Source organism: Thermodesulfobacteriota bacterium, from assembly GCA_034189135.1.
Taxonomy (GTDB): domain Bacteria; phylum Desulfobacterota; class Desulfobacteria; order Desulfobacterales; family JAUWMJ01; genus JAUWMJ01.
On the sequence record JAXHVO010000014.1, the window covers coordinates 25,215 to 47,867 of the forward strand.

The following is a 22,653-nucleotide window of genomic DNA, read 5'->3' on the forward strand; positions in this document are numbered from 1 at the left end:
ACCGACGCCTTAAAACCATTTATTGTTTGTGGAACGCTATTCGACAAACTAATTTTACAGCTTTTCTTTTGAAAACCTCATGTATCAAGATCTGAAAGGAAAAAATGCGCTGGTTGTCGGTTCCGGTAAAAAAACCGGGATTGGGTTTGGCATTGCCGAAAAACTGGCCGGGTGCGGGACAAACATCATTATTGCCGACCTGGGAAACATTTCCCGAGATGACATTGATGTAAAAACCGCCCGCACAGGTGAGATGCAAAGCATTGCCAAAAGCCTTAAGGAAGATTTTTCCGTTAAAACCCTTGCCGTATCGGTGGACATCACAAAGACAGATTCCATTGCACTGATGATGGAACAGATCCAAACCCATTTTTCCCAAATTGATATTTTATGCAACAATGCGGGGGCGTCCATCGGAGTCCCCAATGCCATCCACACCTATGATGAGTCTGCCTGGATGAAGACCATCGACATTAATCTTCACGGCGTTTTCCGGGTAACGCGGGCTGTGCTTCCCATGATGATGGGACGCCCGGGCAGCATCATCAATTCCGCATCAAAGGCCGGAAAGGAAGCACCGTTATTTAACGGAGCCTATGCCGTGGCAAAAGCAGGCGTGATCATGATGACCAAGGTGCTGGCAAAAGAGCTGGCTGGAGCCGGTATAAGGGTAAATGCCATATGTCCCGGTGTGATTGATACGGACCTGACACGATGGCGCTTTGGCCTGGAAGCACAATTTTTTGAAAGCTCTATAAAAGAACGGGAAGAAGAGATGAAAAAAACCATCCCACTGGGCCGCCTCGGCACCATTGATGAAGTCGCCAACCTGGTGGCTTTTCTCGCCTCCGAGCAGTCCTCATACATGACCGGACAGGCCGTCAACATTACCGGCGGCCAATTGATGTAAATCGAGACCATAGGCCGATTTAGATATCCTTTTTTTAACTATATCAACTTTGGTACCCCTATTTTGCTGGAAAAGACACCCTGACGGTACCAAGCATAAAAAATCAGAGCCAAATCAACTACTTATAAATCCAAATCACGGAAAACCGTAATTAATTAACGGGAGGTCTTATGGCTGAAATTACAGGAGGAGAGCTTTTATTGAGGTGTTTGCATGCCGAAGGCGTGCGTTATATTAATGCCATTACCGACGGAACCTACATGATGGTGATCGAAGCCATAGAGCGTTTGGGAGACAAACTGGGTATCAAGCTCATCGTTCCGCGCCATGAAGCTGCGGCCGCCCATGCCTGTGATGCCTATACCCGGATCACCGGAGAGCCGGCAGTGGTGATGGCATGCGCAGGACCGGGAGCAGCCAACCTGGTTGCCGGTATAATGTGCGCCCAGGCAGAGGGAAGTCCGGTTGTGGCCATCACCACCACCAGACGCAGCGAAATATCCGATTCCTATGTTCACCAGGGCGGCATGCAGGTAAGCAACCATCTGGATATCTTTAAACCGGCCGTCAAGTGGAACGGGAAAGTGGATCACTGGACCCGTATTCCGGACATGGTGCGTCACGCCTTTAGAACCGCATTATGCGGACGGCCCGGGCCCACCCATATTCTTATTCCTGAAGACATCATCAGCCGGAAGGAAGATGAAAAAAGTGTAAGCCTTTATTCTCCCGAACAATACCGGGTGACGGAAAGAATGCCGGCCGACCAGAACTTTATCCAAAAAGCCGCCAAGATGCTGGTGGAAGCAGACCTTGTCAATATTCACTGTGGCAATGGCGCCGAGCGGGCAGGTGCAGGGGATGAAGTTCTTGTACTGGCCGAATACCTGGGATGCCCTGTCACTCACACCATAAGGGCCCGGGGCATTATACCCGACACCCATCCCCAGTGTTTTCATCCCACCTGCCTTTCGCGCATTGCGGCAAACGGCCAGTCCGATGTGGTGCTTGCCGTGGGCACACGGTTGGGAGAACTCAATATGTGGGGTCGGCCACCCATGTTTGGTGAACCTGATCAACAGCGCCTCATTCAGATTGATACGGAACCGTCCAACATCGGGCTGAACCGGCCCACGGATGTCCCGCTCATCGGCGATGCAAAAACCGTATTGGCCCAGATCTTTGAAGCGGTTAAGGCATTCACAAAGCAAAAGCCCCTGCACGCAAAAATTCAAGAGTTTCGTACCATCCAGGACCAATGGCAAAAAGAGCTTGATGATGCGGTCACAGACATGGATATGAAGCCGATGCTGACCGGCCAGATTCTGAAAGTATGCAATGATTTTTTTGACCATGACGCCATCTTTGTCATGGACGGAGGCAACACCACCCTGTGGGATCTCCACTACCATATTGCCCACAGACAGAGATCGGTGGTCTACTCCATGAACTATGGCCATCTGGGAACAGGGCTCCCCTATGCCATCGGCGCCAAGCTCGCCTGCCCTGAAAAAGCAGTATATTGTGTGACCGGTGACAGTGCATTCGGGTTCAACATCCAGGAGTTGGAGACCGCCGTCCGGAATAAGCTTCCGGTAATCGTCATTGTAGCGGTTGACGGTGCCTACGGCATGGAAAAAAGTGCTCAACTCAGGCAGTTCGGAAGGGAGGCGGACTGGTTCGGTCATGACCATGCCCCGGTCCGGTACGACCTGGTGGGAACCGCCATGGGTTGCCACGGAGAATATGTGGAAACCGGTAACGAGATCTTGCCGGCCCTTGATCGTTCAGCGGCCTCAGGAAAACCTGCCGTGATTCATGCGGTGGTCGATCCTGACGCCAATGTCGATCCCCCGGGCAACTGGCTTTGGGCGGCGGCACGGACAGGAAAGATGTAAAAGCGTCAGATGGTACCAAAAAGAACCCGGCAAAAAAGGAGATCCAAGTATGGAACCCACTGTAGTGGACCAGATTCAACTCAATTTCAACTCCAAAGGCCTGTTGATCGTCAATGCCGCTATTGGTTTGATGATGCTGGGAGTTGCCCTTGAACTCAAGCTGGAGGATTTCAAAAGGATCATACGCTCTCCAAAGGCACCCGGCATCGGTCTTCTGGCGCAGTTCATCCTGTTGCCGGCATTTACCTTTATATTGATTTTAATATTAAGGCCCCAGCCATCCATTGCCCTTGGGATGATTCTGGTGGCGGCCTGCCCCGGCGGAAACCTATCCAATCTGATGACGTATCTTGCCAAAGGAAACTGTGCCGTATCCATCAGCATGACAGCCGTATCAACCATAGCCGCCATAGTCATGACCCCTTTGAACCTGAGTTTATGGGGAAGCCTGAACCCGGATACCGCCCAGATTTTAAGAAAAGTGAGTCTGAGCCCGGCGGATGTGTTTTTCACCGTTTTTATCATACTGGGAATCCCCATGGCAGTGGGCATGACCCTCTCCCGGATTTTTCCAAATCTGTCCAAAAAGGTAAGAAAACCTTTTAAGATCTTTACCCTTATCTTTTTCATCGCCATCGTCTTCGGTGCCCTGGCAGCCAACTGGAAAATTTTTCTTCAGGTGATTGGTCTGATTGTTTTCGCCGTGCTGATCCACAATGCCCTGGCATTGAACCTGGGATACTGGAGTTCAAAATTGGCCGGTCTGCATGAGCGGGACTGCCGGGCGGTGTCCATTGAAGTGGGCATTCAGAATTCCGCCCTGGGCCTTGTTCTGGTATTTAATTTTTTCCACGGGCTGGGCGGGATGGCTATTCTTGTCGGCTGGTGGGGAATTTGGCACATTATTGCCGGGTTGATTGCCGCATTTATTTTTTCACGAAAAAAGCTGGATGATGATGGGGAATACGTAAACGACCTTCAGCAGCAAAAACCATAATAAAATGAAAACAGAGCCATTTAAAGAAAAAGTGGTGGTGGTCACCGGTGCAGCATCTGGCATAGGAGCGGCATTGTGCCGGCAGTTTGCCGAAAACGGAGCAAAAATCGGACTGGTTGATATGGATGAGGCAAATGCCCACCAGCTTGAAAAGGAACTATCCGCAAAAGGCGCATCAACCTGTGTGACCCGGTGTGACGTGGCGAATGAAAATTCCTGCATCGCTGCCATGGACACCATCGACTCCTGTTTTGGCGGGGTGGATATATTGGTAAACAACGCCGGCATCACCTTGAGAGACAGCTTTAGAAACACAGTATCTTCCGCCTATAAAAAAGTGATGGAGGTTAATTTTTTCGGGTCCCTTTACTGGGCCAAAGCCGCCCTCGACAGCCTGATACAACGCAAAGGGATCATAATTGTCACCTCAAGCATTGCAGGGATTGCTCCTCTTCCCGGAAGAACCGGGTATTGTGCCAGTAAATTCGCCCTGCACGGGCTTTTTGAAACCCTTCGTCTGGAAATGGCGCCATATGGGGTGCATGTGATGATGGTTTGCCCCACCTTTGTCATTACCGGGCTGCAGAAAAGGGCGCTGGGAGGAGATGGGCGCATCACAACGCGTCTCCAGTCCACCATGGGAAAACCACAGACACCGGAAGCACTTGCAAGGATCATCTGCCATGGGGCTCTAAAAAGGAAGAAATGGATCATCCCCACCTTTCAGGGAAGGCTTGCCTGGTTTATGAGAGGCCTTGCGCCCGGGGTTTACGATCGGTTTGTTTTAAAACAGTTTGAATCGGAGCTGGCAAGATAGATTGGCCTGCCAATGGAATTGAATGTTGCGGATGGCATTATGGGACATAGGGATCGAAGATAAAGAGAAAAAAAGAAACCGGTTTAATATAAAATCCATATCATATCTAACTTGACCAGATCTGATGTAGCATTTTTTTCTTTTATGCCGAGGCTGTGACCAACAAAATCAGGGGAACTTTGGCTTGTTTTATGTGGTATAGGTCTGCAACGTTTGGGTTGACATTTCCTGCTATTGTTCCTATTCTCCGCTCGAAAAAACAATCTTGAAAAAGGAGGAGTAAGTATGTTTAAGAAATATTTTTGGGTGATTTGTATAGCTATAGCCTGTCTTTCCTTGTCATTAACAACCCCCTTTATTGCCGCAGCCGCAGATAAGAAGTTCACATTTGGGATGCTTCTGGTGGGGCCTTACAATGACCACGGCTGGAGTCAGGCCCATTTCGATGCGGGTAAATATGTAGAAGAAAAGATCCCCGGGACAAAGATGATCTACATCGATAAGGTCAACCCTGTTGACAGGCAGGGGGTCACTGTCCCCCAGTTAGTGGATGATATGGTTTCAAAAGGGGCAAAGCTGATCATCGCCAATTCTGATGACATGAAAGACGGAATCAGAGAGGCGGCCCTCATGCACCCAAAGACTTACTTCCTTCATGTTTCAGGGGATGATGTTCTGACCGGAAAAGCCCCGAAAAATTTGTCCAACGTCATGGGCCGCATGGAATATGGAAAAATGATGGCGGGCTTTGCGGCGGCTCTTACCACAAAAACAGGCAAAATCGGTTACCTCGGTCCCCTTGTCAATGAAGAGACCCGGCGACTGGTGGTATCCTGTTATGTCGGAGCTCGCTACGCATGGGAAAAAATCCGCCATAAAAAAGCAAAAGATCTGACATTTAAGGTGACATGGATCGGGTTCTGGTTCAACATCCCCGGTGTCACCTCAGACCCGACCCAAGTGGGACAAAATTTATTTAATACCGGCCATGATGTGGTCATATCCGGCATTGACACCACCGAGGCCCTTGTGGTCGCAAAGCAAAATCGGAAACAAGGCAAAAAGGTCTGGGCCATACCTTACGACTACAAGGGAGCCTGTGCAGGAGCCGGGGACGTCTGCCTTGGGGTCCCCTATTTCAACTGGGGTCCTGATTATGTCAAATTCATCAAAGCGGTGATGGATGGTAAATGGAAGCAGCAGTGGGTTTGGTCCGGACCCGACTGGAACGATATCAATAATCCTGATACCAGCGCCGTGGGATTTCTCCCTGGTCAGGCACTCTCCTCATCGGTTCAAAAATCTCTTGACGCCTTCATAAAAGACCTTGCATCAGGAAAGGTCCAGCTCTTTAAAGGACCGCTCGACTACCAGGACGGTACTCCCTTTCTTAAGGCCGGAGAAATTGCTTCAGATAAAAAGATATGGTACATGAAACAACTCCTGAAAGGGATGGAGGGTCTGAGCAAGGCAAAGTAGTGTTTCAACTGAGCAACCACTCTCAATTGAAAGTTAATTGCTATTCGTTATGAGGATCACACTCCGGGATATCCATAAGCACTACGGAAAGATACATGCCAACGATGGGATAAATATGGAGATCGCCCGGGGTACGATCCATGGGCTGTTGGGAGAAAACGGGGCTGGGAAAAGCACCCTGATGAAAATTCTGGCCGGCTATATCCCAAAAACCGGAGGCACGATACTCTTAGACGGCAAACCGGTGAACTACAAAACGACTGCTCAGGCCACCGAATTGGGCATCGGTATGCTCTACCAGGATCCCCTTGATTTTCTTCAACTTTCGGTTCTGGAAAACTTCATGATCGGCCTTTCCCATGGCCTATACAGTGGATATACAGGCTTCCGCCATAAACTAACGGATTCATGCGACTTTTTTGGTTTTAGCCTGGACCCTGATGCCCCCGTTCACAGCCTCACGGTGGGTGAACGACAGCAACTTGAACTTTTAAGGCTCCTCGCCCTGGGGGTACAGATCCTGATACTAGATGAGCCGACCACCGGTATATCAAGTATCCAGAAAGAAATTTTGTTTAAGGCTCTACGACAACTCGCTTCTCAACAAAAAACGATTCTGTTGGTTTCCCATAAACTGAATGATGTGGAGACCCTGTGTGACCGTTCTACCGTTTTGAGAGAGGGAAGGGTCGCCGGCGAGATGGATCGGCCTTTTGACACACATACCCTTCTGGAATGGATGTTTGGCACCCCGCCCCTGCCCCCCGCACGCCCTGAAATAAAACCGGGTCAGGTTACTCTGGTAATGGAAAAGGTTTCTGCATCAGGGGGCCATGCGGGCTTGAAGAATTGCACCATGACCATGCGGCAGGGTGAGGTGATCGGCCTTGTCGGTCTGGAAGGAAGCGGCCAGGGCATCTTCCTTCGCCTGGCCGCCGGCCTGGAAAAACCGGAAAAAGGGACAATCCAGCTGCATCAAAAATTAATGTCAGGCAGAGACTATCACACCTTCAAGTCACAGGGGGTCTCATTTCTGCCGACTGCCCGGCTGGAAGAAGGCCTTATCCCCGGCCTGACCATAACAGAACACTTTGCGCTCCACCAGAACAAAGGCATTATCATACCATGGGAAATGTCAAGAAGACAGGCTGATGAAAAAATTGAACTATTCAAGATAGTGGGAACTCCCTCATCAACAGTGGAATCACTCTCAGGTGGCAACCAGCAACGGCTGCTCCTGTCACTCATGTCCGCAGACCCCTATCTTCTTCTGCTGGAGCAGCCCACACGGGGCTTGGATATGGAATCTGCTCGCTGGGTATGGCAGCAGCTGATGTCTCATGCTGATAAAGGAGCAGGCATCATCTTTTCATCAGCAGAATTGGAGGAAATCCTCCTGGTGGCAGACCGGGTTCTTGTTTTTTTCAATGGAACGGTGGTCAAGGATGTTAAAACCCGAGACACCAACTTAAATGAGCTTGGCAGGGCAATCGCAGGAACTGTCTAAATGCAGGATTTTAAGCAATCATTGTTTCATAACGTGTGTCTCATTGCAGTCGTCCTCTGCCTGGCCACCCTCATCCTGCTCATTTCCGGCGCTCCACCCATCGATGCCTTCAAACACCTCTTTTTAGGCTCTCTCGGTTCATGGATTAAATTTTCACGGGTCCTAATGGCATGGATTCCTCTTACCCTTTGCGCATGTGGACTGGTGTATACCTTCAGGATCGGGTTGTGGAATATCGGAGTGGAAGGTCAGGTGGTAGCCGGAGCCATTTCCGCAACTTCAATCCTGCGTTTGGGTGAAACGAGCGGAACACCCGAACTTTTTCTGTTGCTTGCCTTTGTTGGGGGAATGTTAGGCGGTGGGCTCTGGGCGGCTTTTGCCGGATTTCTTAAAACCAAAGGGGGGGTCAACGAAATATTTGCCGGGCTGGGGCTGAACTTTGTCGCCCAGGCAATCACCCTCTGGCTCATATTCGGACCCTGGAAACGACCCGGTATCGCCTCCATGAGCGGCACCAAGCCCTTCTCAGCTGAAATGTGGCTCCCGATCCTCACCGACCTGAGGCTTTCGCCCGCAGGTCTGTTGTTGACAGTAGTCGCCCTTATCGCCACCGGGTGGATCCTTGAACAAACCCGCCTGGGGCTTGCTCTCAAAGGAATAGGGCGTAACCCCCAGGCCGCCTATCTCCACGGTCTGAAACCAGACATATATATGCTTTTTGCTATGGGGCTGGCTGGAGGTTGCGCCGGTCTGGCCGGCACCTTCCAGGTCACCGGCGTATATCACCGCCTCATTCCAGCCATATCAAGTAATTACGGATATCTGGCACTCCTGGTGGTGATGCTGGCAAACTACCGAATCTGGTGGACTCCGGCCATTGCCTTTTTCTTTGCCTGTCTTAATGTGGGAAGTATCCAGCTCCCCATGATGCTGCAACTTGACTCTTCTTTGAGCGGGATCATCCAAGGGGCTCTGGTGCTGACCACACTTTTCATGCAGGCATGGCGAGTGAGGAAAAAGAATGGATGATTTGCATGTCACTATCCTTATAGCCTCCATTGTCGCCGGCGCTGCACCCATTGTTCTGGCCGCTTTAGGCGAAACCTTATCAGAGAAGGCAGGAGTAATAAATCTTTCCTTAGATGGTTCAATACTCCTGTCCGCTATGGTCGCTTTTGCCGTCGTATTTCAGACCCATAGCCTCCCCTTAGGTTTCTTGGCCGGTGCTTTGACAGGAAGTTTGGTGGCCTGTCTGGTGGGTCTTTTCAGTATTTACCTTGGCCAGTCGCAGGTGGCTGTAGGATTTGTCCTTACCCTGACCGCCCGTGACCTGGCCTATTTTTTCGGCAATCCCTACTCACGGCTCTATGGCCCACAGGCAGAACCGTGGCCGATCCCCGCTCTCCACGAAATTCCCTTTTTAGGACCGATCTTTTTCCAGCATAGCGCCCCTGTCTATCTGAGCATACTTATGATTTTCATGCTGTGGTGGTATTTGTACCGAACCCCCATGGGTCTCTGTCTCCGAGCCGTTGGGGAGAATCCAGAAGCCGCCTATGCCAGAGGTACCAATACACGTAAAATCCAGATGTGGTATACAATGATAGGTGGTCTAATGATAGGCCTTGCGGGAGCCACTTTTTCTTTGTGCACCAAACCGGGGTGGGGGCGTCCCCAGGGAGCTGAAGGCACAGGATGGATCGCCCTTGCCATCGTCATTTTCGGAGGATGGCACCCGGTAAAGGCTGCAATGGGGGCTTACCTGTTTGCCTTTCTCCAGATTATGGGGATTCAGCTCCAGGGTTTGTTTCCCTCCATACCTGCCCAGGTATTCCAGGTGGCGCCCTTTCCCCTTATGATCTTCACTCTCGTTCTCACACACGTGGCCCAAAAGGGGCGTGTTCATGGCCCGACAACTTCCCCTAAAATCTACCGCCGTATCATGAACATGTTAAGCACATCTGCGCCAGCGGCCCTGGGTAAGCCTTTCCGGCCGGATTAAAGAATCCGGGCTCAATGGAATCATTTATTTTACACCGAACTTGCTTTTGAAAGTGGATAAAGCTGAAATTCCGCTGGAGGTGCCATAGCAGGATAAGAAATCGTAAAGAAAGAACCAACTGTCTTCATTATAATTAAATGATCGGGGAGTTTCTTATCAATAGCCTTTTTTGTGAATCGTTTGAGCTTTAATATTTGTTAGTGGTTCGTCCGGAGAAGCGCCCATTTGCCCGTATCAGCCTTAACAATCATTTCGAGAAACTGGTGTTCGGTCCGCCTAGGCGGACTGAGATTCGATTTGAACCACCCCCAAGGGGCAGTAACCTACGGCAGCGTTGATCGTCTCTGCCTGTATGGATATAACTGAGAAGATAGGGGGCGTACAGAGTGCTGGACTTATTTGTTAAAGCTGATACGGGCAAATGGGCGCTTCTCCGAACGAACTGAGTAAAGAAAGTAAGATCCTGAAAAAAGTCAGCGTTGAATGGTAACCTTGTTAATCACTACTGGTTCCAGCGGTTTGTCCCCGGCTCCGGTTTTCACTGCGCCTATTGTTTTCACTACCTCCATTCCACTAATGACTTTACCAAAAACAGAGTGCCGGTCATCTAAATGCGGAGTAGGATCAAGCGTGATAAAAAACTGGCTCCCGTTGGTCCCCGGTCCTGCATTGGCCATGGAAAGCACCCCTTCGCTTTCATGGCGAAGGGACGGATGGAATTCGTCTTTGAACCGGTATCCCGGACCACCCATGCCGGTTCCAGTGGGACAGCCCCCTTGAATCATAAATCCTTGAATCACGCGGTGAAAGATTAAACCGTCATAAAAGTTCTCCCCTCTTTCAGTCTCCTGTCTCCCCTCTGCAAGATTAATAAAATTCCATACTGTCTCTGGGCACTCCTTGGCGTAAAGCTCCGCTTCGAAAACCCCAAGGCTGGTGTCAAAAACAGCCACCGGCCGGTCGATCTCCTCCGTATAATCTATTTTTTCAGTCATCATTCCTCCAGTTACATTTTCTGAAATATTTACCCAATATCCCCTGCATAAAATTTCCGTTTGGGCATGAGAAGATGATTGAGCGTTTAGTTGTTAAATCGTATTGATTAAATTTACTTTTTTAGCAACTGTATAGGGAATTTCTCCTGACATGTCAATTTGATTGTTGAAAAAACCCTTTCCTTTACTTTTGGGTGTATCTCTGGATTAATATTTCGGTAAATATTCTATTTTGCATTGACATGATATAATAATTGAATTATCATATGAATAATTGTTCATATGAAGAGGTGTTAAATGGATATATGTGCTGTTAAATGCATTAACGAAAAAAAAGTTAAACAAACTGTAAAAACCATGCCCCGACCGGAGGATATCGGGCAGATGGCGGATATATTTAAAGCGTTAAGTGATCCGAGCAGACTTAAAATCGTTCTGACATTGTTAAGCCAGGAGCATTGTGTATGCGATATCGCCGCCATTTGCAACCAGACGGAATCCGCCATATCACACCAGCTTCGTATATTAAGGACATTGAAAATTGTAAAGAACCGTAGAGAGGGTAAAATTATATACTACTCTATTGAGGATGACCATGTGATCTCACTGATTCACATGAGTCTTAATCATGTCAAACATTAAAATTGAGGCGTTTCTGCCATGTCGGTTATATACCAAATCTTAAAAGAATCTTGGCTGATTTATCTTGATGTGGCGATTTATATGCTGTTTGGTTTTTTTGTTGCAGGCATCCTGTATGTCTTTTTCAAAGCGGAAAAAATTAAACAATACCTTGGAACCAGCAAAATAAAACCTGTCATTTTATCCGCACTCTTTGGAATACCCATCCCTTTATGCTCTTGTGGGGTGGTACCAGTGGCCACAGCTCTTAAAAAGCAAGGGGCCAATAGCGGTGCCGCATTATCCTTTATGATTGCCACCCCTGAATCCGGCGTGGATTCCATAGCCGTATCCTGGGCCATGCTGGACCCGATCATGACAGTGATTCGACCCGTTGCCGGATTTATTACTGCGGTTTCCACGGGAATTGCCGAAAATATTTTTGGAGCCGATGATACCTCCAATAAGCAAGATATGATAAAAAAAACCGGTGCCTGCGACTGTGCCCAAGGCAGCTGTACAGTTATCCCGCGAGACGGTAAAACCCTGCCTGTAAGATTGATTAATGGAATTAAATATGGTTATGGGGAATTGTTGACTGATATTGCCAAGCCCTTTACCATCGGAATCTTCGTCGCCGGTCTGATTACCTTCTTGTTCCCGGACGATCTTACCCTCTGGGCCAATGATCACAATTTCTTATCCATGCTGGCCATGCTGGCAGCAGGAATTCCCATGTATGTCTGTGCCACAGCATCCACACCCATTGCAGCCGCCCTGATACTGAAAGGCCTGAATCCCGGTGCAGCACTGGTGTTCTTGCTGGCCGGCCCTGCAACCAATGCGGCAACCATAAATATTATTAAAAATATATTCAGCACACGGGTCCTGGTGATATATTTATCAATGATTACCATTTGCTCTCTTGCCACGGGCCTTTTTGTTGACTGGCTGTACGCCTTTTATGCCGTTGAAGCAAGTGCGGTTATCGGGCAGGCTGCCCAAATCTTTCCCCAACATATCCAATTGATTGCTGCCGCCATATTGACGGTACTCATCGTTGTCAATGTGATCGCAAATTTCAACCAACGGGCTGTAACGGATGCCTGAGCCTGGCGGAGGTCAGCCCTTTCTCATCCACCTCCCCTTTATTATCTGAAGTTCTGTATTATATTTTTTAAATACGCGATTCATATTGAAGCAATGCGAAAACAATAAAAGGACCAAACCCCCGAATTGAATACCATATCAACAGCGCCATCTCGCTCACCGTTTTCCATCCCCAACATCCGGTTGTTTATTGCCTTTAAGGTTTTGTTCAATTCAAGATTCTACTATCCGGTCTTTACCATTCTGTTCCTTGATTTCGGCCTGACTGTGGCGCAGTTTTCCATCCTCAACGCCGTCTGGGCAGCCACCATTGTCCTTACCGAAGTTCCCTCAGGTGCTCTGGCTGATATTATCGGAAGGAAACGACTCCTTGTCTTTGCAGCATTCATTATGATTGTAGAAATCGGTATCATCAGTTTTATACCAAAAGCAGATCCTTTGGTTATTTTCATGGTTTTCCTGGTCAACCGGGTGTTAAGCGGCTTGGCAGAAGCGGCTGCCAGCGGTGCGGATGAAGCCATCGCCTATGATTCCCTGGCCTCTCAAGGAAACCCTGATCAGTGGGGCAGAGTTCTGGAAGTTTTAATACGATTTCAATCCATCGGGTTTATTGTTGCCATGAGCGTAGGTGCAGCTATTTATGATCCGGTCCTGCTGGAAAAGATTTGCCGGTTTTTCGGCCTTGCGGTAAAGCTGTCTCAGGAAACCACCATGCGATTTCCTTTATACCTTACATTTTTCCTGGCAGTTCTTGCATTTATCACTACCCTCAAAATGGAAGAACCGGCTTGTGAATCTTCTTCATCCGATTGCGGAACAAAGCAAATCAGCCAGGCCTTTGGTTTAACCCTAAAAGCAGGTTTCTGGATTTTAAAAACCCCCTTTGCCCTGTCTGTCATCCTTTTTGGAATGCTGTTTGACGGCATTATCAGAATGACGGTCACGCTGTCCAGCCAATACTACAGGATGATCGAACTGCCGGAATCCACTTTCGGTATTATTGGATCGCTGGTCGCCATGCTGGGGCTGGTAATTCCTAAAATGGCGAAAAAAATCGCAGAAAACCGTTCCCCGTCATTTTCCCTGTGGATCACAGCCGGATTAACCATCGCAGGTCTTTCAACAATGAGCTTTTTCTGGCCCTATGCCGGTTTGTTACCCGCTTTGGTCACTTTCGGTTCGATGTATTTCACCGGTTTTTTTGTAAGCTTTTATATTAACCAGATCACATCATCCGATCAAAGGGCGACGGTCTTGAGTTTTAAAGGGCTGTCCTACAATATTTCTTATGGGGTATTGGGTATTTTTTATGCCCTGCTGTTAAAAATCAAAAAGCAAGGTATTGATTCAGCACAAGTTGAAAATATAGTTTTTAAGGATACGTTTTCCTGGTTTCCCATTGCCTTTTCGGTCTGGTTTTTCATTTTGATAACCATCTATTTTTTGTGGTTCAATAGACCCTCATCACTGCCCAAGGAAGAATAAAACCGGTGCGGATTGGTAAATTCAAGTTGGCAAAAAAGCCCATCAATTTAACTCAAGGCATTTAAGATCGGTTGGAGACAAGAGAAGAAATACTCAAACATTCTCAGTGAAATTTTTAATTACCCGACTAAAGCCGACAGAAAGACCTGTTTCATGTCTTTTTCTTTCATAGGTATTGGATTGGTCGAAGCGGTGGGGTCATTTACTGCTTTTTGGGCTATTTCATCTACACGCGAGTCATTGATCCCCAGTTTACTTAAATTGGAAGCCATATTAAATTCTTTACGCAGGTTGAGTATCAGTTTGACAATCGCCTCAAAGGAAGGCTTTGGAAGATTCAAATAAGCGGCAAGCAGGGTCATTTTAGCTTCGATTGCGGATCGGTTGAACTGCAACACATATGGCATTAAGATCGCGTTCAACAATCCATGATGAACATCGTAAATAGCCCCAAGAGGATGCGCCAAAGAATGCATCGCTCCCAGGCCTTTCTGAAATGCGGTCGCCCCCATACTGGCTGCCACCAGCATGTGACTGCGGGCTTCCAGGTTTTTTCCATCCCTGACAGCCACCGGGAGCCATTTGGTGATCAAGCGGATTCCTTCCACTGCGATTCCATCTGCCATGGGATGATATCCAGGCGCGCAATAGGCTTCCAAACAATGTGACAGCGCATCCATTCCGGTTGCAGCGGTGAGATCGTTTGGAAGACCAAGGGTCAATGCCGGATCAGAAATGACAACTGTCGGCAGCATTTTGGGGTGGAAGATAATTTTTTTTAAATGGGTTTCTTCCTGTACAATTACCGAAGCGCGTCCGACTTCCGAACCGGTCCCGGCGGTGGTAGGAACCGCAATAATCGGTGCGATCCCGTTGGGATCGGCTTTGCTCCAGTTATCACCGATATCTTCAAAATCCCATAATGGCTGCTTTTGACCGGAAACCAGAGCGATCGCTTTGGCGACGTCCAGGGCGCTTCCGCCACCAAACGCGACGACCCCGTCATACCCGTTTTCGCGGTATGCTTTTAGTCCGTCTTCCACATTTTTCCCGGTAGGATTGGGCTTAATATCAAAAAAGATGCCCGTTGAGATTCCTTTTTTACCTGTCGCCTGCAAAACAGATTCAACCATTGGAAGTTTGGCGATTCCAGGATCAGTGATTAATAATGGTTTTTTAATCTGAAATTCTTTACAAACAGACGCCAGTTCACTAATCCTTCCTGCTCCGAATCGTATCGAAGTCGGATAGTTCCAGTTGGTAATTATTTTCTCAAAATCAGACATATGATTTCCTTGAAATTATGGTTGTTAATTCAACAACTCAAGTTTTACACCTCTATTTGGCAAAAGATTATGCCCTGATGGCGCGTAAGATATAAAATCGAATATGAATCGAAACGGTTATATTATTTTCTGTAAGGTGATATGTGGGTCATTTCTACACTTTGTCGCTGTGTCCTGATATTTGGGATAGATGTACAAATTTTTATCATTTAGCAACTCATGCACTTTATCCCAAATATCAGGACACGCTGCCAATCGATTATATTCATATCACCTGGAAGAAAATGATATAATCGTTTCGGTTCACGCTTTCCACACGAATCAACTCATAAAATATTGGGGCTTCGCTGTAAATATGTAATGCGACACTTGAGTGAATAGTTAGAAACTGATTTTACACTCCAAGTTCTCGCAGGATTTTTTCATTCGGTCGGCCACGTTCATCCCAGTTCCAAAGGCGATAATAATGCTTTCGCGCGGCCTCAAAATCGGCTCTGTTGATCTTCAATCCGTTGGTCGGACCCGCGGGTGTTTCTTCTTCCAAATACGGTAGAAACGCCTCATCAGTCCCGCCAAAGTCAATAAATAGCTTTTTTTGCAATTGAACGGCTGATTCTCCCAGTTTCATCAATTCGTTAAAATCGTAATCAAAGCCGGTTGCACCATTGATCAGCGAAACTATTTCACCAAATGTCAGGATATTACCCGGACCATAGATGAACATACAGACACTCAACGCATCCATGGCCGAATAGTAGATTTGCGTCATGCGTGCGATTTCGACTTTGTTCTTATCTAAGTCAAAAGGACCGGAACGGATATCCAAACCAAATTCCTTTAAAGAATCCGTACTTGCCGCGATCCAGTCATGTTCCAGTTTCATGTGATCTCCAGGGTTCGGACCGTGGTGATATCCGAAACCGATTCCGGGTTTTGTTTTAGGCAAATGTGCCGGCGTCCCCATGCCTTGGAAAAATCTGAGGTAAGGTCGGGTCTGTTTCCCCAATTTACGCCAGGCGACTTCAACTCCCCGGGCCATGATATCGGCCAGTTCTCCCTCACGCTTAGCCATGGCTTCAATCAGGGCATATGCTTTTTGCGATTCTCCAAATCGAATGGAAAAATTGAAACGGTCCTCTTGTAACGCGCCATTTTCGTAACAATCCATCAGAAATGCGATCTGATTCCCCACTGTGATTGTATCCATCCCCATTCGATTACACAGTTCACATAGCTTTAGCCCCTCAGATAAAGAGGTAATCCCCAAATTCGGTCCCAGCAAGGCCATGCTCTCATATTCAGCCAGTGCGGTGTATTCGCTATTTGCTTTTAATTGTTTTTTGCAAGCCACATAGCACCCTTTACACGGAGTGCTTTTTCCAACAAATTTTTCATTAATATTCGAGTGTGCTATTTCCTGTCGGGCATTTTGATCCTCAATATAGGATTGATTAAAATTTTTGACCGGGATATTCCCCGCATTCTGATTCAGTGCCAATAGCCCGAATGTTCCGTATTGCCTGAGTACTCCCAGGAATCCAGTAGGATTACTCTCAAATGCCTGCCTGAACCTTTGGGCACCGATTCTATTCACCTCCTTGACCTGATCCGGATTTTTAAATACCGGTTTTTGATTGCCTCCGATGCAGATCGCTTTAACTTTTTTGGCTCCCAAAACTGCTCCAAGTCCCCCTCTACCCGCGTAATGCTCCGGTTCGAACATGATATTCGCAGTTGTCACTTGGTTTTCGCCGGCCGGTCCGATAGTGGCTATGCTGTGTTTTTTGTCTACCTTTTTGGAAATCTGTTGATAAGTGGTGACACGATCTTTTCCCCACCATTTAGCGGCATCTTGGAAAGAGACAATTTCGTTATCAATATTCAACCAGGTGGGATTGTCGGCTTTTCCTGTGATGACAAGGGCATCGAATCCGGCACGCTTCATACAGGGTCCGAATTCACCGCCTGCCTGCGATGTAAAGATCCCAGGTGTTTCTGCAGAAAGCGATAAAACATTAACCCGTGTGGCGCCGCATACTCCTCCCCCTGCAAGCGGGCCGGTGGCAAATATTATGGAATTTTGTGCAGAAAAAGGAGTCAGGTTGGTTTGATTTTTTGTCTGTTCTTCAAATAACCGGGCAGCTAAAAATGACCCACCCAGATATTTTTTATAATACGCTTCATCCCTGGTTAGAATTTCGCTCTTCTTTTCGGAAAGATTCACCAAAAGGATCTTCCCCATAAAACCATTCATGGCACTACTCCAAAAATAAACTAAGAAAATGAATCAACTGAATAGACTTCCCTGCAAAACATTACTTTTTAGACATCTCCAATATTTAGACTGAAAATGGTTTACAACTCTTTTCCCGGTTTACTGAAGGTCAAATTTATCAATGCCAATATAGAGGTTCCCACAATCAAGAGAAATGAGATCGCATTGATTACCGGAGTACTGCCGTCCCGCAATTGCAAATAAAGATTGATGGGCAGGGTTGGCTCTGATCCCACTAAAAACAGGGTGGTATTGAAGTTTTCAAAGCTCATCAAAAACGCCACTGCTCCGGAACTGATCAAAGCAGGCTTTAAGAATTTTAGGGTGATATGCCAAATAACTTCAAAGCGGTTGGCCCCTAGATTATAGGCCGCTTCTTCCAATGTTCGGTCAAATTTTTTCAATCGAGCGGATACCACCAGGGATACAAATGTGGAAATAAAGGCAAATTGACCCATGACCACCAGCCAAAATCCAGGTCTTAACATCTCAATATCCAGACCAAATGTATCCTCAAAATAGATACCCAAACTGTTAACTGAACTTAAAATCGATATCCCTAAAATAACGCCGGGGATGACCAGGGGTGCCAGCATTAAAAAATACAGCAGGTTTTTGAAACGAAAATCTTCCTGTTCAAAAAGAAAGGCAGCGCATGTCCCAACCACTAATGACAGGAGGCTGACAAAAAAAGCTGTTTGTACACTGATCCAGATACTCCTGAGATTAATCTGATCGTTAAAAATCCCAACCCGATCGGCCTGGTTTGCGGTAAACCATTCAAGGGTAAATCCATTCCATGGCAAAGATGGAAATTGCGAATCATTAAAAGCCAGCACACAGGTGACAACCAATGGGGCAAATAAAAAGGTAAAATAAAACAGAATATATAATTTAAATCCCCAAGCATAGGTTTGGGATTGAGGTAAAGATCGTATCATTGTGCGACCCTGCTGAGTTTTTGGCCGCTAACTCTTAAAGCCAGCCAGATAATCAAGGACGATAATGCCAGCAATAAAAAGCCAAATGCAGCACCCTGGTTCCAGTTTAAGCTGGCAATAAACTGATTGTAGATTTGTTCGGTAAACCACAGAGCGTTTTTTCCTCCCATTAAATTGGGTGTCAGATAATTACCCAAGGTTAACATAAACACAACAATGGAACCGGAAACAATTCCCGGGACAGAATGTGGAATAACAATTTTAAACAGAATGGACCACATATTGGCCCCTAAATCATAAGCCGCCTCGATCAAACTGTTGTCCAGACTTTCCATCACAGACAACAGCGGAACCACCATAAATAACATGGTGGTGTATACCAATCCCATAATCATGGTTGCATCGTTATATAGCATTTCAATGGGTTGATCTAAAATCCCCAGTTTCAACAAAAAATGATTGATGACCCCACTTTCTCTTAACAGACTCATCCAACCGTAAATTCTCACAATCTCGCTCACCCAAAAAGGCAGCAGGAGTAAAATGGTTAAAAATCCTTTATAACGGAAAGAAGCCACTTTAGTAATATAAAATGCAACCGGAAAGGAAATCACAAATGTTAAAAAAGTGGTGATAATGGAATAAATGGCGGTACGGACAAATGTCTTCCAATAGATCGGTTCAAAAAAGAACTCTTTATAATTATACAACCCCCAGGTCATCTCGCCATAGTCGTCTTCCGTGCGAAAAGAATTAATCAATAAATCCAAATGGGGAAGTACAATCAACAAGAATAACCATAATAAAACCGGACTTAAAAAAAAGAAAAATGCCCATCGTGTGTTTGATCGCATAAGTTATTTTAAGAAGCAAATACCGGATTTTCGATCCCAACCGATTTCCAGTTGGTCATCGGGTTTAACATGATCGAATTGTCTATTTTGAGGTAGAGCAACGAGTAGTTCTTTGGTTGAGTTCTCAGGATAAACCAGCAGGCGGCTCCCGGCACCATCAAACAATATAGATTTGACTTTTACCTGAAACCGGTTGATATCTTTCAGGCTGGGATCAGGTTGAATCAGCATGGCTTCCGGTCGTAAGTAGAGATCTACCGGATCATCCACTTGCACTGTCTTTTTGATTTTGGTTTGAAACCGGTTCCCTTCATCTGTGATGATCGTTGCAAAATCGCCATCCACCTGTTTCACTGACCCGGACCAGCTGTTATTATCCCCAACAAACATGGCTATAAACGGAGTTTTTGGATTATGATACAGATTTTGCGGCGTATCCACCTGTTCAAAAGCACCGTTGTTCATCACCGCCACATGATCAGACATCACCAATGCCTCAGACTGATCATGAGTGATATACATAAAAGTAGTCCCAATTTTCTGCTGCAACGTTTTCAGTTCCACTTTCATATACTCTCTCAATTTAAGATCAAGTGCACCCAGTGGTTCATCCAACAAAAGAACAGTCGGTTCCAATATCAAACATCTGGCAATGGCAACCCGCTGTTTTTGTCCCCCTGACAGTTGATCAATTTTCTTTTCTTCAAAACCGGTTAATCCAACACGATGGAGAATATCGGTGACTTTTGGGCCAATGTTTTCTTTTGTTTCCCCGCGTCTTTTTAAACCGAATGCAATATTTTCAGCGACATTCATCATGGGAAATAAGGCTAAATGCTGGAATACCATATTGACCGGGCGTTTATTGGGAGAAACGCCAACCACATCTTTTCCCCTGATTTCGATGGAACCCAAGGTTGGATCAGAGAAACCGGCGATCATTCTTAATAAAGTGGTTTTCCCGCAACCGGAAGGACCCAGGATGGAAAAAAACTTACCATTTTCAATATCAAAACTGACAGAATTTACCGCAGTAAAAGAACCAAACTTTTTGGTGACATTTTTAACGGATAAATCGATCTGCATTATTTATCCTTGGGATAGGGTATGGAATAGAAATTATGTAATTTATGAAAACGATTCCCCTTGAACCCGAAGGTTCAAGGGGACAATAAAATCAGGTAAGCGTCTTTGACTCACTCATTATTTAGCCGCCTTTACCCTGTCTAAAATTTTCCCTTCAATGGATTCAATCTTGGTGCTTGGGACTGGAGGATACCACTTCATATTATCGATATCAGCCTGTGAAAAACAGCGTTTCAAGTTGGCTTTCATGGTGGGTTCAACCAGTTCAAGTGCACCATCTGAAGCGGTTGAATATTTTTCCATGTTAGTAAAAATTGCCGCATTGTCCGGTCGCAGCATAAAGTTGATCCACTGGTAAGCCCCTGATATATTTTTTGCTTTGGCAGGAATCGCAAATGTATCCACCCAGGCCAATGCACCGGTATCCGGTACTATGTAGTCGATATCCGGATTTTCGCCATGGAGCTTCCATCCACCACTATCCCATCCCATCGCCACATGTACCTCACCGGATCTCACGGATTGCAGGAGTGAGTCTCCATTGGTCCAGTAATTCTTAACCAAGCCTTTGCCTTTAATCATCTTCTGACCCATGGACTCCATTAACGCTTTGTATTCTTTAATGTTATTATACTTTTCAAAGGGATTGACGCCGGAAGCAAATGCAGCAGCCAGCAAGGTCGGCCGCTTCAAACGGTAACTGATCCGTCCGGCATATTTAGGATCAAACAAAGCGTTAAAGCTTTTTACATCCGGTGCATATTTTTTATTCACAATAAGAGCGGAACTCCCCCAGCAAAAAGGAACACCATACCCTTTCCCTTTCACCGTGGTATTCATTTTGGTCGCTTTCAGCATGGATGGAATGAACCAATAACTCTTTATCCGTGAATAATCAATCGGTTGATAAATCCGATTCTTCTTTTGAACCGCAGTGATACGATCCTGGCTGGGCTGGGCCACATCAAATCCGGCACCTCTGGTTGCAATTAATTTCGCAATCATTTCTTCATTATTTGAATAGGTCGCTTTCACTTCGATTCCGGTTTCTTTTTTAAACTTATCGATCAGAATCTTCGGCGAATAGCCCTTCCAGGTTAATAAATTTAATGTTTCTGCCGATACAGATCCTGCACAAATCAGAAACATCACCCCCACCCACATGATAAATAATTTTTTCATTTGAATCCTCCCATATAGAAAGTTACCGATTAGATTAGTATACCTAAAATCCCGCTGCTTTCACAAGCCGATGCCCTTGTAAAACGGCATCTTTGTGGTAAATGAAACAAAGTGAAAAATCTGATATTATTTTATAATGATATGAATTTTTAATGTCAATTTAAATCTTTTCCCATTCAAGAGCTTTCAGGCTATTTTATTTTGTAGTTATATTTTGTTGCTTTTTTTATTATTTTGTATCAAATTTTTTCTGTTGATTCTTTTCAAAGCAAATATGCTATCTTTTCTGTTTGCGGATGATAAACCTAAAAACCTTTCTTTTGTGGGTGAAAATCAGAGGAGGGTAAAGCGTTAAATGATTTTAAATATTGCTCACCGAGGAGCTCGCAGTATTGCTCCGGAAAACACGCTGACTGCAGCACAGAAAGCATATGATCAGGGTGCCCACATGTGGGAAACCGATATCGGCGTGACCAAAGATGAACAACTGATTTTATTTCATAACGATTCCCTATCTCTGACAACCGATGCCGCAAGTCGATTTCCTAATCGCCATCCCTGGACATTTACTTCATTTACTTTAGACGAGATTAGAAGCCTTGATGCCGGTTCCTGGTTTGTCCAAACAGATCCGCACCGGCAAATTCTGGCTGGAAATATTTCCCAAACCGATTTAGACAGTTATTGCGGGGTAAAAGTCCCCACCTTAACAGAAGCGATCGAACTGACTCAGAAATTAAACTGGAAAATCAATTTGGAGTTAAAAGTGCTTCCAGCTGAAATGAAGCATTTTCCCGTTTTGGATCGTGTGCTTGGTGAATTAGATCGGATGAAATTTTCCGTCGATCAGTTCGTTATATCTTCTTTTAATCACGACTGGTTGCGGGAAATCCGGAAGAAACGGCCCGAATATAAAGTCGAAGCATTGATCGGTTATCCAGAAGTCAAACCGATAAACTGGGGGAACTTTGAATTTGCTACTTATAATGTTAACCGAAAGGTTACTACGCCCGAAGAAATAAAGAAGGTCTCCCAAAAAGGAATTAAAATTAATTTATATAACATTAATGACAAAAATGACATGATTCAATTTATCGAGGCCGGAGCCTCTGGAATCATAACTGACTATCCTCAAATCATGAGCAAAATGGGGTACTGCAGATAAGAATGTTCATAGCACACATTTTTCATCAATCAATTAAAAGGAG

Annotated in this window: 19 protein-coding genes; 12 read left to right on the top strand and 7 right to left on the bottom strand. The window is 46.1% G+C overall.

Features of this window, described 5'->3' with window-relative positions:
• Positions 1–79: 79 nt before the first annotated feature.
• From SWH54_01640 to SWH54_01675, 8 genes are all read left to right on the top strand, one after another.
• Positions 80–910 (top strand): SDR family NAD(P)-dependent oxidoreductase, encoded by an 831-nt coding sequence (locus SWH54_01640; protein ID MDY6789946.1) that lies wholly within the window; start codon positions 80–82, stop codon positions 908–910.
• A 170-nt stretch (positions 911–1,080) separates the two neighbouring features.
• Positions 1,081–2,808, top strand: a complete 1,728-nt coding sequence (locus SWH54_01645) for a thiamine pyrophosphate-binding protein (protein ID MDY6789947.1) — start codon at positions 1,081–1,083, stop codon at positions 2,806–2,808.
• A gap of 49 nt (positions 2,809–2,857) precedes the next feature.
• Positions 2,858–3,805 (top strand): bile acid:sodium symporter family protein, encoded by a 948-nt coding sequence (locus SWH54_01650; GenBank protein MDY6789948.1) that lies wholly within the window; start codon positions 2,858–2,860, stop codon positions 3,803–3,805.
• A 4-nt stretch (positions 3,806–3,809) separates the two neighbouring features.
• On the top strand, positions 3,810–4,622 hold the full coding sequence (locus SWH54_01655) for an SDR family oxidoreductase (protein MDY6789949.1): 813 nt from the start codon (positions 3,810–3,812) through the stop codon (positions 4,620–4,622).
• 285 nt (positions 4,623–4,907) lie between these two features.
• Positions 4,908–6,101, top strand: coding sequence for a BMP family ABC transporter substrate-binding protein (locus tag SWH54_01660; GenBank protein ID MDY6789950.1), 1,194 nt, complete (start codon positions 4,908–4,910; stop codon positions 6,099–6,101).
• Positions 6,102–6,150: 49 nt separating this feature from the next.
• Positions 6,151–7,608, top strand: coding sequence for an ATP-binding cassette domain-containing protein (locus tag SWH54_01665; protein ID MDY6789951.1), 1,458 nt, complete (start codon positions 6,151–6,153; stop codon positions 7,606–7,608).
• A complete protein-coding gene (locus SWH54_01670) occupies positions 7,609–8,637 on the top strand; it encodes an ABC transporter permease (GenBank protein ID MDY6789952.1) in 1,029 nt (342 codons plus the stop codon).
• Positions 8,630–9,610 (top strand): ABC transporter permease, encoded by a 981-nt coding sequence (locus tag SWH54_01675; protein MDY6789953.1) that lies wholly within the window; start codon positions 8,630–8,632, stop codon positions 9,608–9,610. Before SWH54_01670 ends, SWH54_01675 begins: the two co-directional genes overlap by 8 nt.
• Positions 9,611–10,083: 473 nt before the next feature.
• On the opposite strand, the gene SWH54_01680 is transcribed toward SWH54_01675, so the two are convergent.
• Positions 10,084–10,608: a peptidylprolyl isomerase gene (locus SWH54_01680; protein MDY6789954.1), complete on the bottom strand. Its 525-nt coding sequence runs from the start codon at positions 10,606–10,608 to the stop codon at positions 10,084–10,086.
• Between the two features lie 294 nt (positions 10,609–10,902).
• On the opposite strand from SWH54_01680, the gene SWH54_01685 reads away from it, so the two are divergent.
• The 3 genes from SWH54_01685 (at position 10,903) to SWH54_01695 (ending at position 13,821) form a co-directional block, all read left to right on the top strand.
• On the top strand, positions 10,903–11,247 hold the full coding sequence (locus tag SWH54_01685; protein MDY6789955.1) for a metalloregulator ArsR/SmtB family transcription factor: 345 nt from the start codon (positions 10,903–10,905) through the stop codon (positions 11,245–11,247).
• 18 nt (positions 11,248–11,265) lie between these two features.
• Positions 11,266–12,336 (top strand): SO_0444 family Cu/Zn efflux transporter, encoded by a 1,071-nt coding sequence (locus SWH54_01690; protein ID MDY6789956.1) that lies wholly within the window; start codon positions 11,266–11,268, stop codon positions 12,334–12,336.
• Between the two features lie 126 nt (positions 12,337–12,462).
• Positions 12,463–13,821, top strand: a complete 1,359-nt coding sequence (locus SWH54_01695) for an MFS transporter (GenBank protein ID MDY6789957.1) — start codon at positions 12,463–12,465, stop codon at positions 13,819–13,821.
• 119 nt (positions 13,822–13,940) lie between these two features.
• On the opposite strand, the gene SWH54_01700 is transcribed toward SWH54_01695, so the two are convergent.
• From SWH54_01700 to SWH54_01725, 6 genes are all read right to left on the bottom strand, one after another.
• Positions 13,941–15,107 (bottom strand): iron-containing alcohol dehydrogenase, encoded by a 1,167-nt coding sequence (locus SWH54_01700; protein ID MDY6789958.1) that lies wholly within the window; start codon positions 15,105–15,107, stop codon positions 13,941–13,943.
• Between the two features lie 394 nt (positions 15,108–15,501).
• Positions 15,502–17,361 carry an aldehyde ferredoxin oxidoreductase C-terminal domain-containing protein gene (locus SWH54_01705; protein MDY6789959.1) on the bottom strand — a complete coding sequence of 620 codons (1,860 nt, stop codon included), beginning with the start codon at positions 17,359–17,361 and terminating at the stop codon, positions 15,502–15,504.
• Between the two features lie 101 nt (positions 17,362–17,462).
• Positions 17,463–18,323, bottom strand: coding sequence for an ABC transporter permease (locus SWH54_01710; GenBank protein ID MDY6789960.1), 861 nt, complete (start codon positions 18,321–18,323; stop codon positions 17,463–17,465).
• A complete protein-coding gene (locus SWH54_01715; protein MDY6789961.1) occupies positions 18,320–19,177 on the bottom strand; it encodes an ABC transporter permease in 858 nt (285 codons plus the stop codon). Before SWH54_01715 ends, SWH54_01710 begins: the two co-directional genes overlap by 4 nt.
• 3 nt (positions 19,178–19,180) lie before the next feature.
• Positions 19,181–20,263 carry an ABC transporter ATP-binding protein gene (locus tag SWH54_01720; protein MDY6789962.1) on the bottom strand — a complete coding sequence of 361 codons (1,083 nt, stop codon included), beginning with the start codon at positions 20,261–20,263 and terminating at the stop codon, positions 19,181–19,183.
• A 117-nt stretch (positions 20,264–20,380) separates the two neighbouring features.
• The gene (locus SWH54_01725) at positions 20,381–21,445 is read right to left on the bottom strand and encodes an extracellular solute-binding protein (protein MDY6789963.1); all 1,065 of its coding nucleotides are present in this window, start codon (positions 21,443–21,445) and stop codon (positions 20,381–20,383) included.
• A 355-nt stretch (positions 21,446–21,800) separates the two neighbouring features.
• Here SWH54_01725 and SWH54_01730 point away from each other — a divergent pair, with 355 nt between their 5' ends.
• Positions 21,801–22,610, top strand: coding sequence for a glycerophosphodiester phosphodiesterase family protein (locus SWH54_01730; GenBank protein ID MDY6789964.1), 810 nt, complete (start codon positions 21,801–21,803; stop codon positions 22,608–22,610).
• Positions 22,611–22,653: the final 43 nt, after the last annotated feature.

Bases quoted from the DNA above. Each gene is read 5' to 3' on its own strand.
- SWH54_01700 (MDY6789958.1), bottom strand. From the start codon at position 15,107: ATGTCTGATTTTGAGAAAATAATTACCAACTGGAACTATCCGACTTCG.
- SWH54_01705 (MDY6789959.1), bottom strand. From the start codon at position 17,361: ATGAATGGTTTTATGGGGAAGATCCTTTTGGTGAATCTTTCCGAAAAG.
- SWH54_01665 (MDY6789951.1), top strand. From the start codon at position 6,151: ATGAGGATCACACTCCGGGATATCCATAAGCACTACGGAAAGATACAT.
- SWH54_01730 (MDY6789964.1), top strand. From the start codon at position 21,801: ATGATTTTAAATATTGCTCACCGAGGAGCTCGCAGTATTGCTCCGGAA.
- SWH54_01670 (MDY6789952.1), top strand. From the start codon at position 7,609: ATGCAGGATTTTAAGCAATCATTGTTTCATAACGTGTGTCTCATTGCA.
- SWH54_01680 (MDY6789954.1), bottom strand. From the start codon at position 10,608: ATGATGACTGAAAAAATAGATTATACGGAGGAGATCGACCGGCCGGTG.
- SWH54_01675 (MDY6789953.1), top strand. From the start codon at position 8,630: ATGGATGATTTGCATGTCACTATCCTTATAGCCTCCATTGTCGCCGGC.
- SWH54_01685 (MDY6789955.1), top strand. From the start codon at position 10,903: ATGGATATATGTGCTGTTAAATGCATTAACGAAAAAAAAGTTAAACAA.
- SWH54_01690 (MDY6789956.1), top strand. From the start codon at position 11,266: ATGTCGGTTATATACCAAATCTTAAAAGAATCTTGGCTGATTTATCTT.
- SWH54_01660 (MDY6789950.1), top strand. From the start codon at position 4,908: ATGTTTAAGAAATATTTTTGGGTGATTTGTATAGCTATAGCCTGTCTT.
- SWH54_01640 (MDY6789946.1), top strand. From the start codon at position 80: ATGTATCAAGATCTGAAAGGAAAAAATGCGCTGGTTGTCGGTTCCGGT.
- SWH54_01720 (MDY6789962.1), bottom strand. From the start codon at position 20,263: ATGCAGATCGATTTATCCGTTAAAAATGTCACCAAAAAGTTTGGTTCT.
- SWH54_01725 (MDY6789963.1), bottom strand. From the start codon at position 21,445: ATGAAAAAATTATTTATCATGTGGGTGGGGGTGATGTTTCTGATTTGT.
- SWH54_01715 (MDY6789961.1), bottom strand. From the start codon at position 19,177: ATGCGATCAAACACACGATGGGCATTTTTCTTTTTTTTAAGTCCGGTT.
- SWH54_01655 (MDY6789949.1), top strand. From the start codon at position 3,810: ATGAAAACAGAGCCATTTAAAGAAAAAGTGGTGGTGGTCACCGGTGCA.
- SWH54_01645 (MDY6789947.1), top strand. From the start codon at position 1,081: ATGGCTGAAATTACAGGAGGAGAGCTTTTATTGAGGTGTTTGCATGCC.
- SWH54_01710 (MDY6789960.1), bottom strand. From the start codon at position 18,323: ATGATACGATCTTTACCTCAATCCCAAACCTATGCTTGGGGATTTAAA.
- SWH54_01650 (MDY6789948.1), top strand. From the start codon at position 2,858: ATGGAACCCACTGTAGTGGACCAGATTCAACTCAATTTCAACTCCAAA.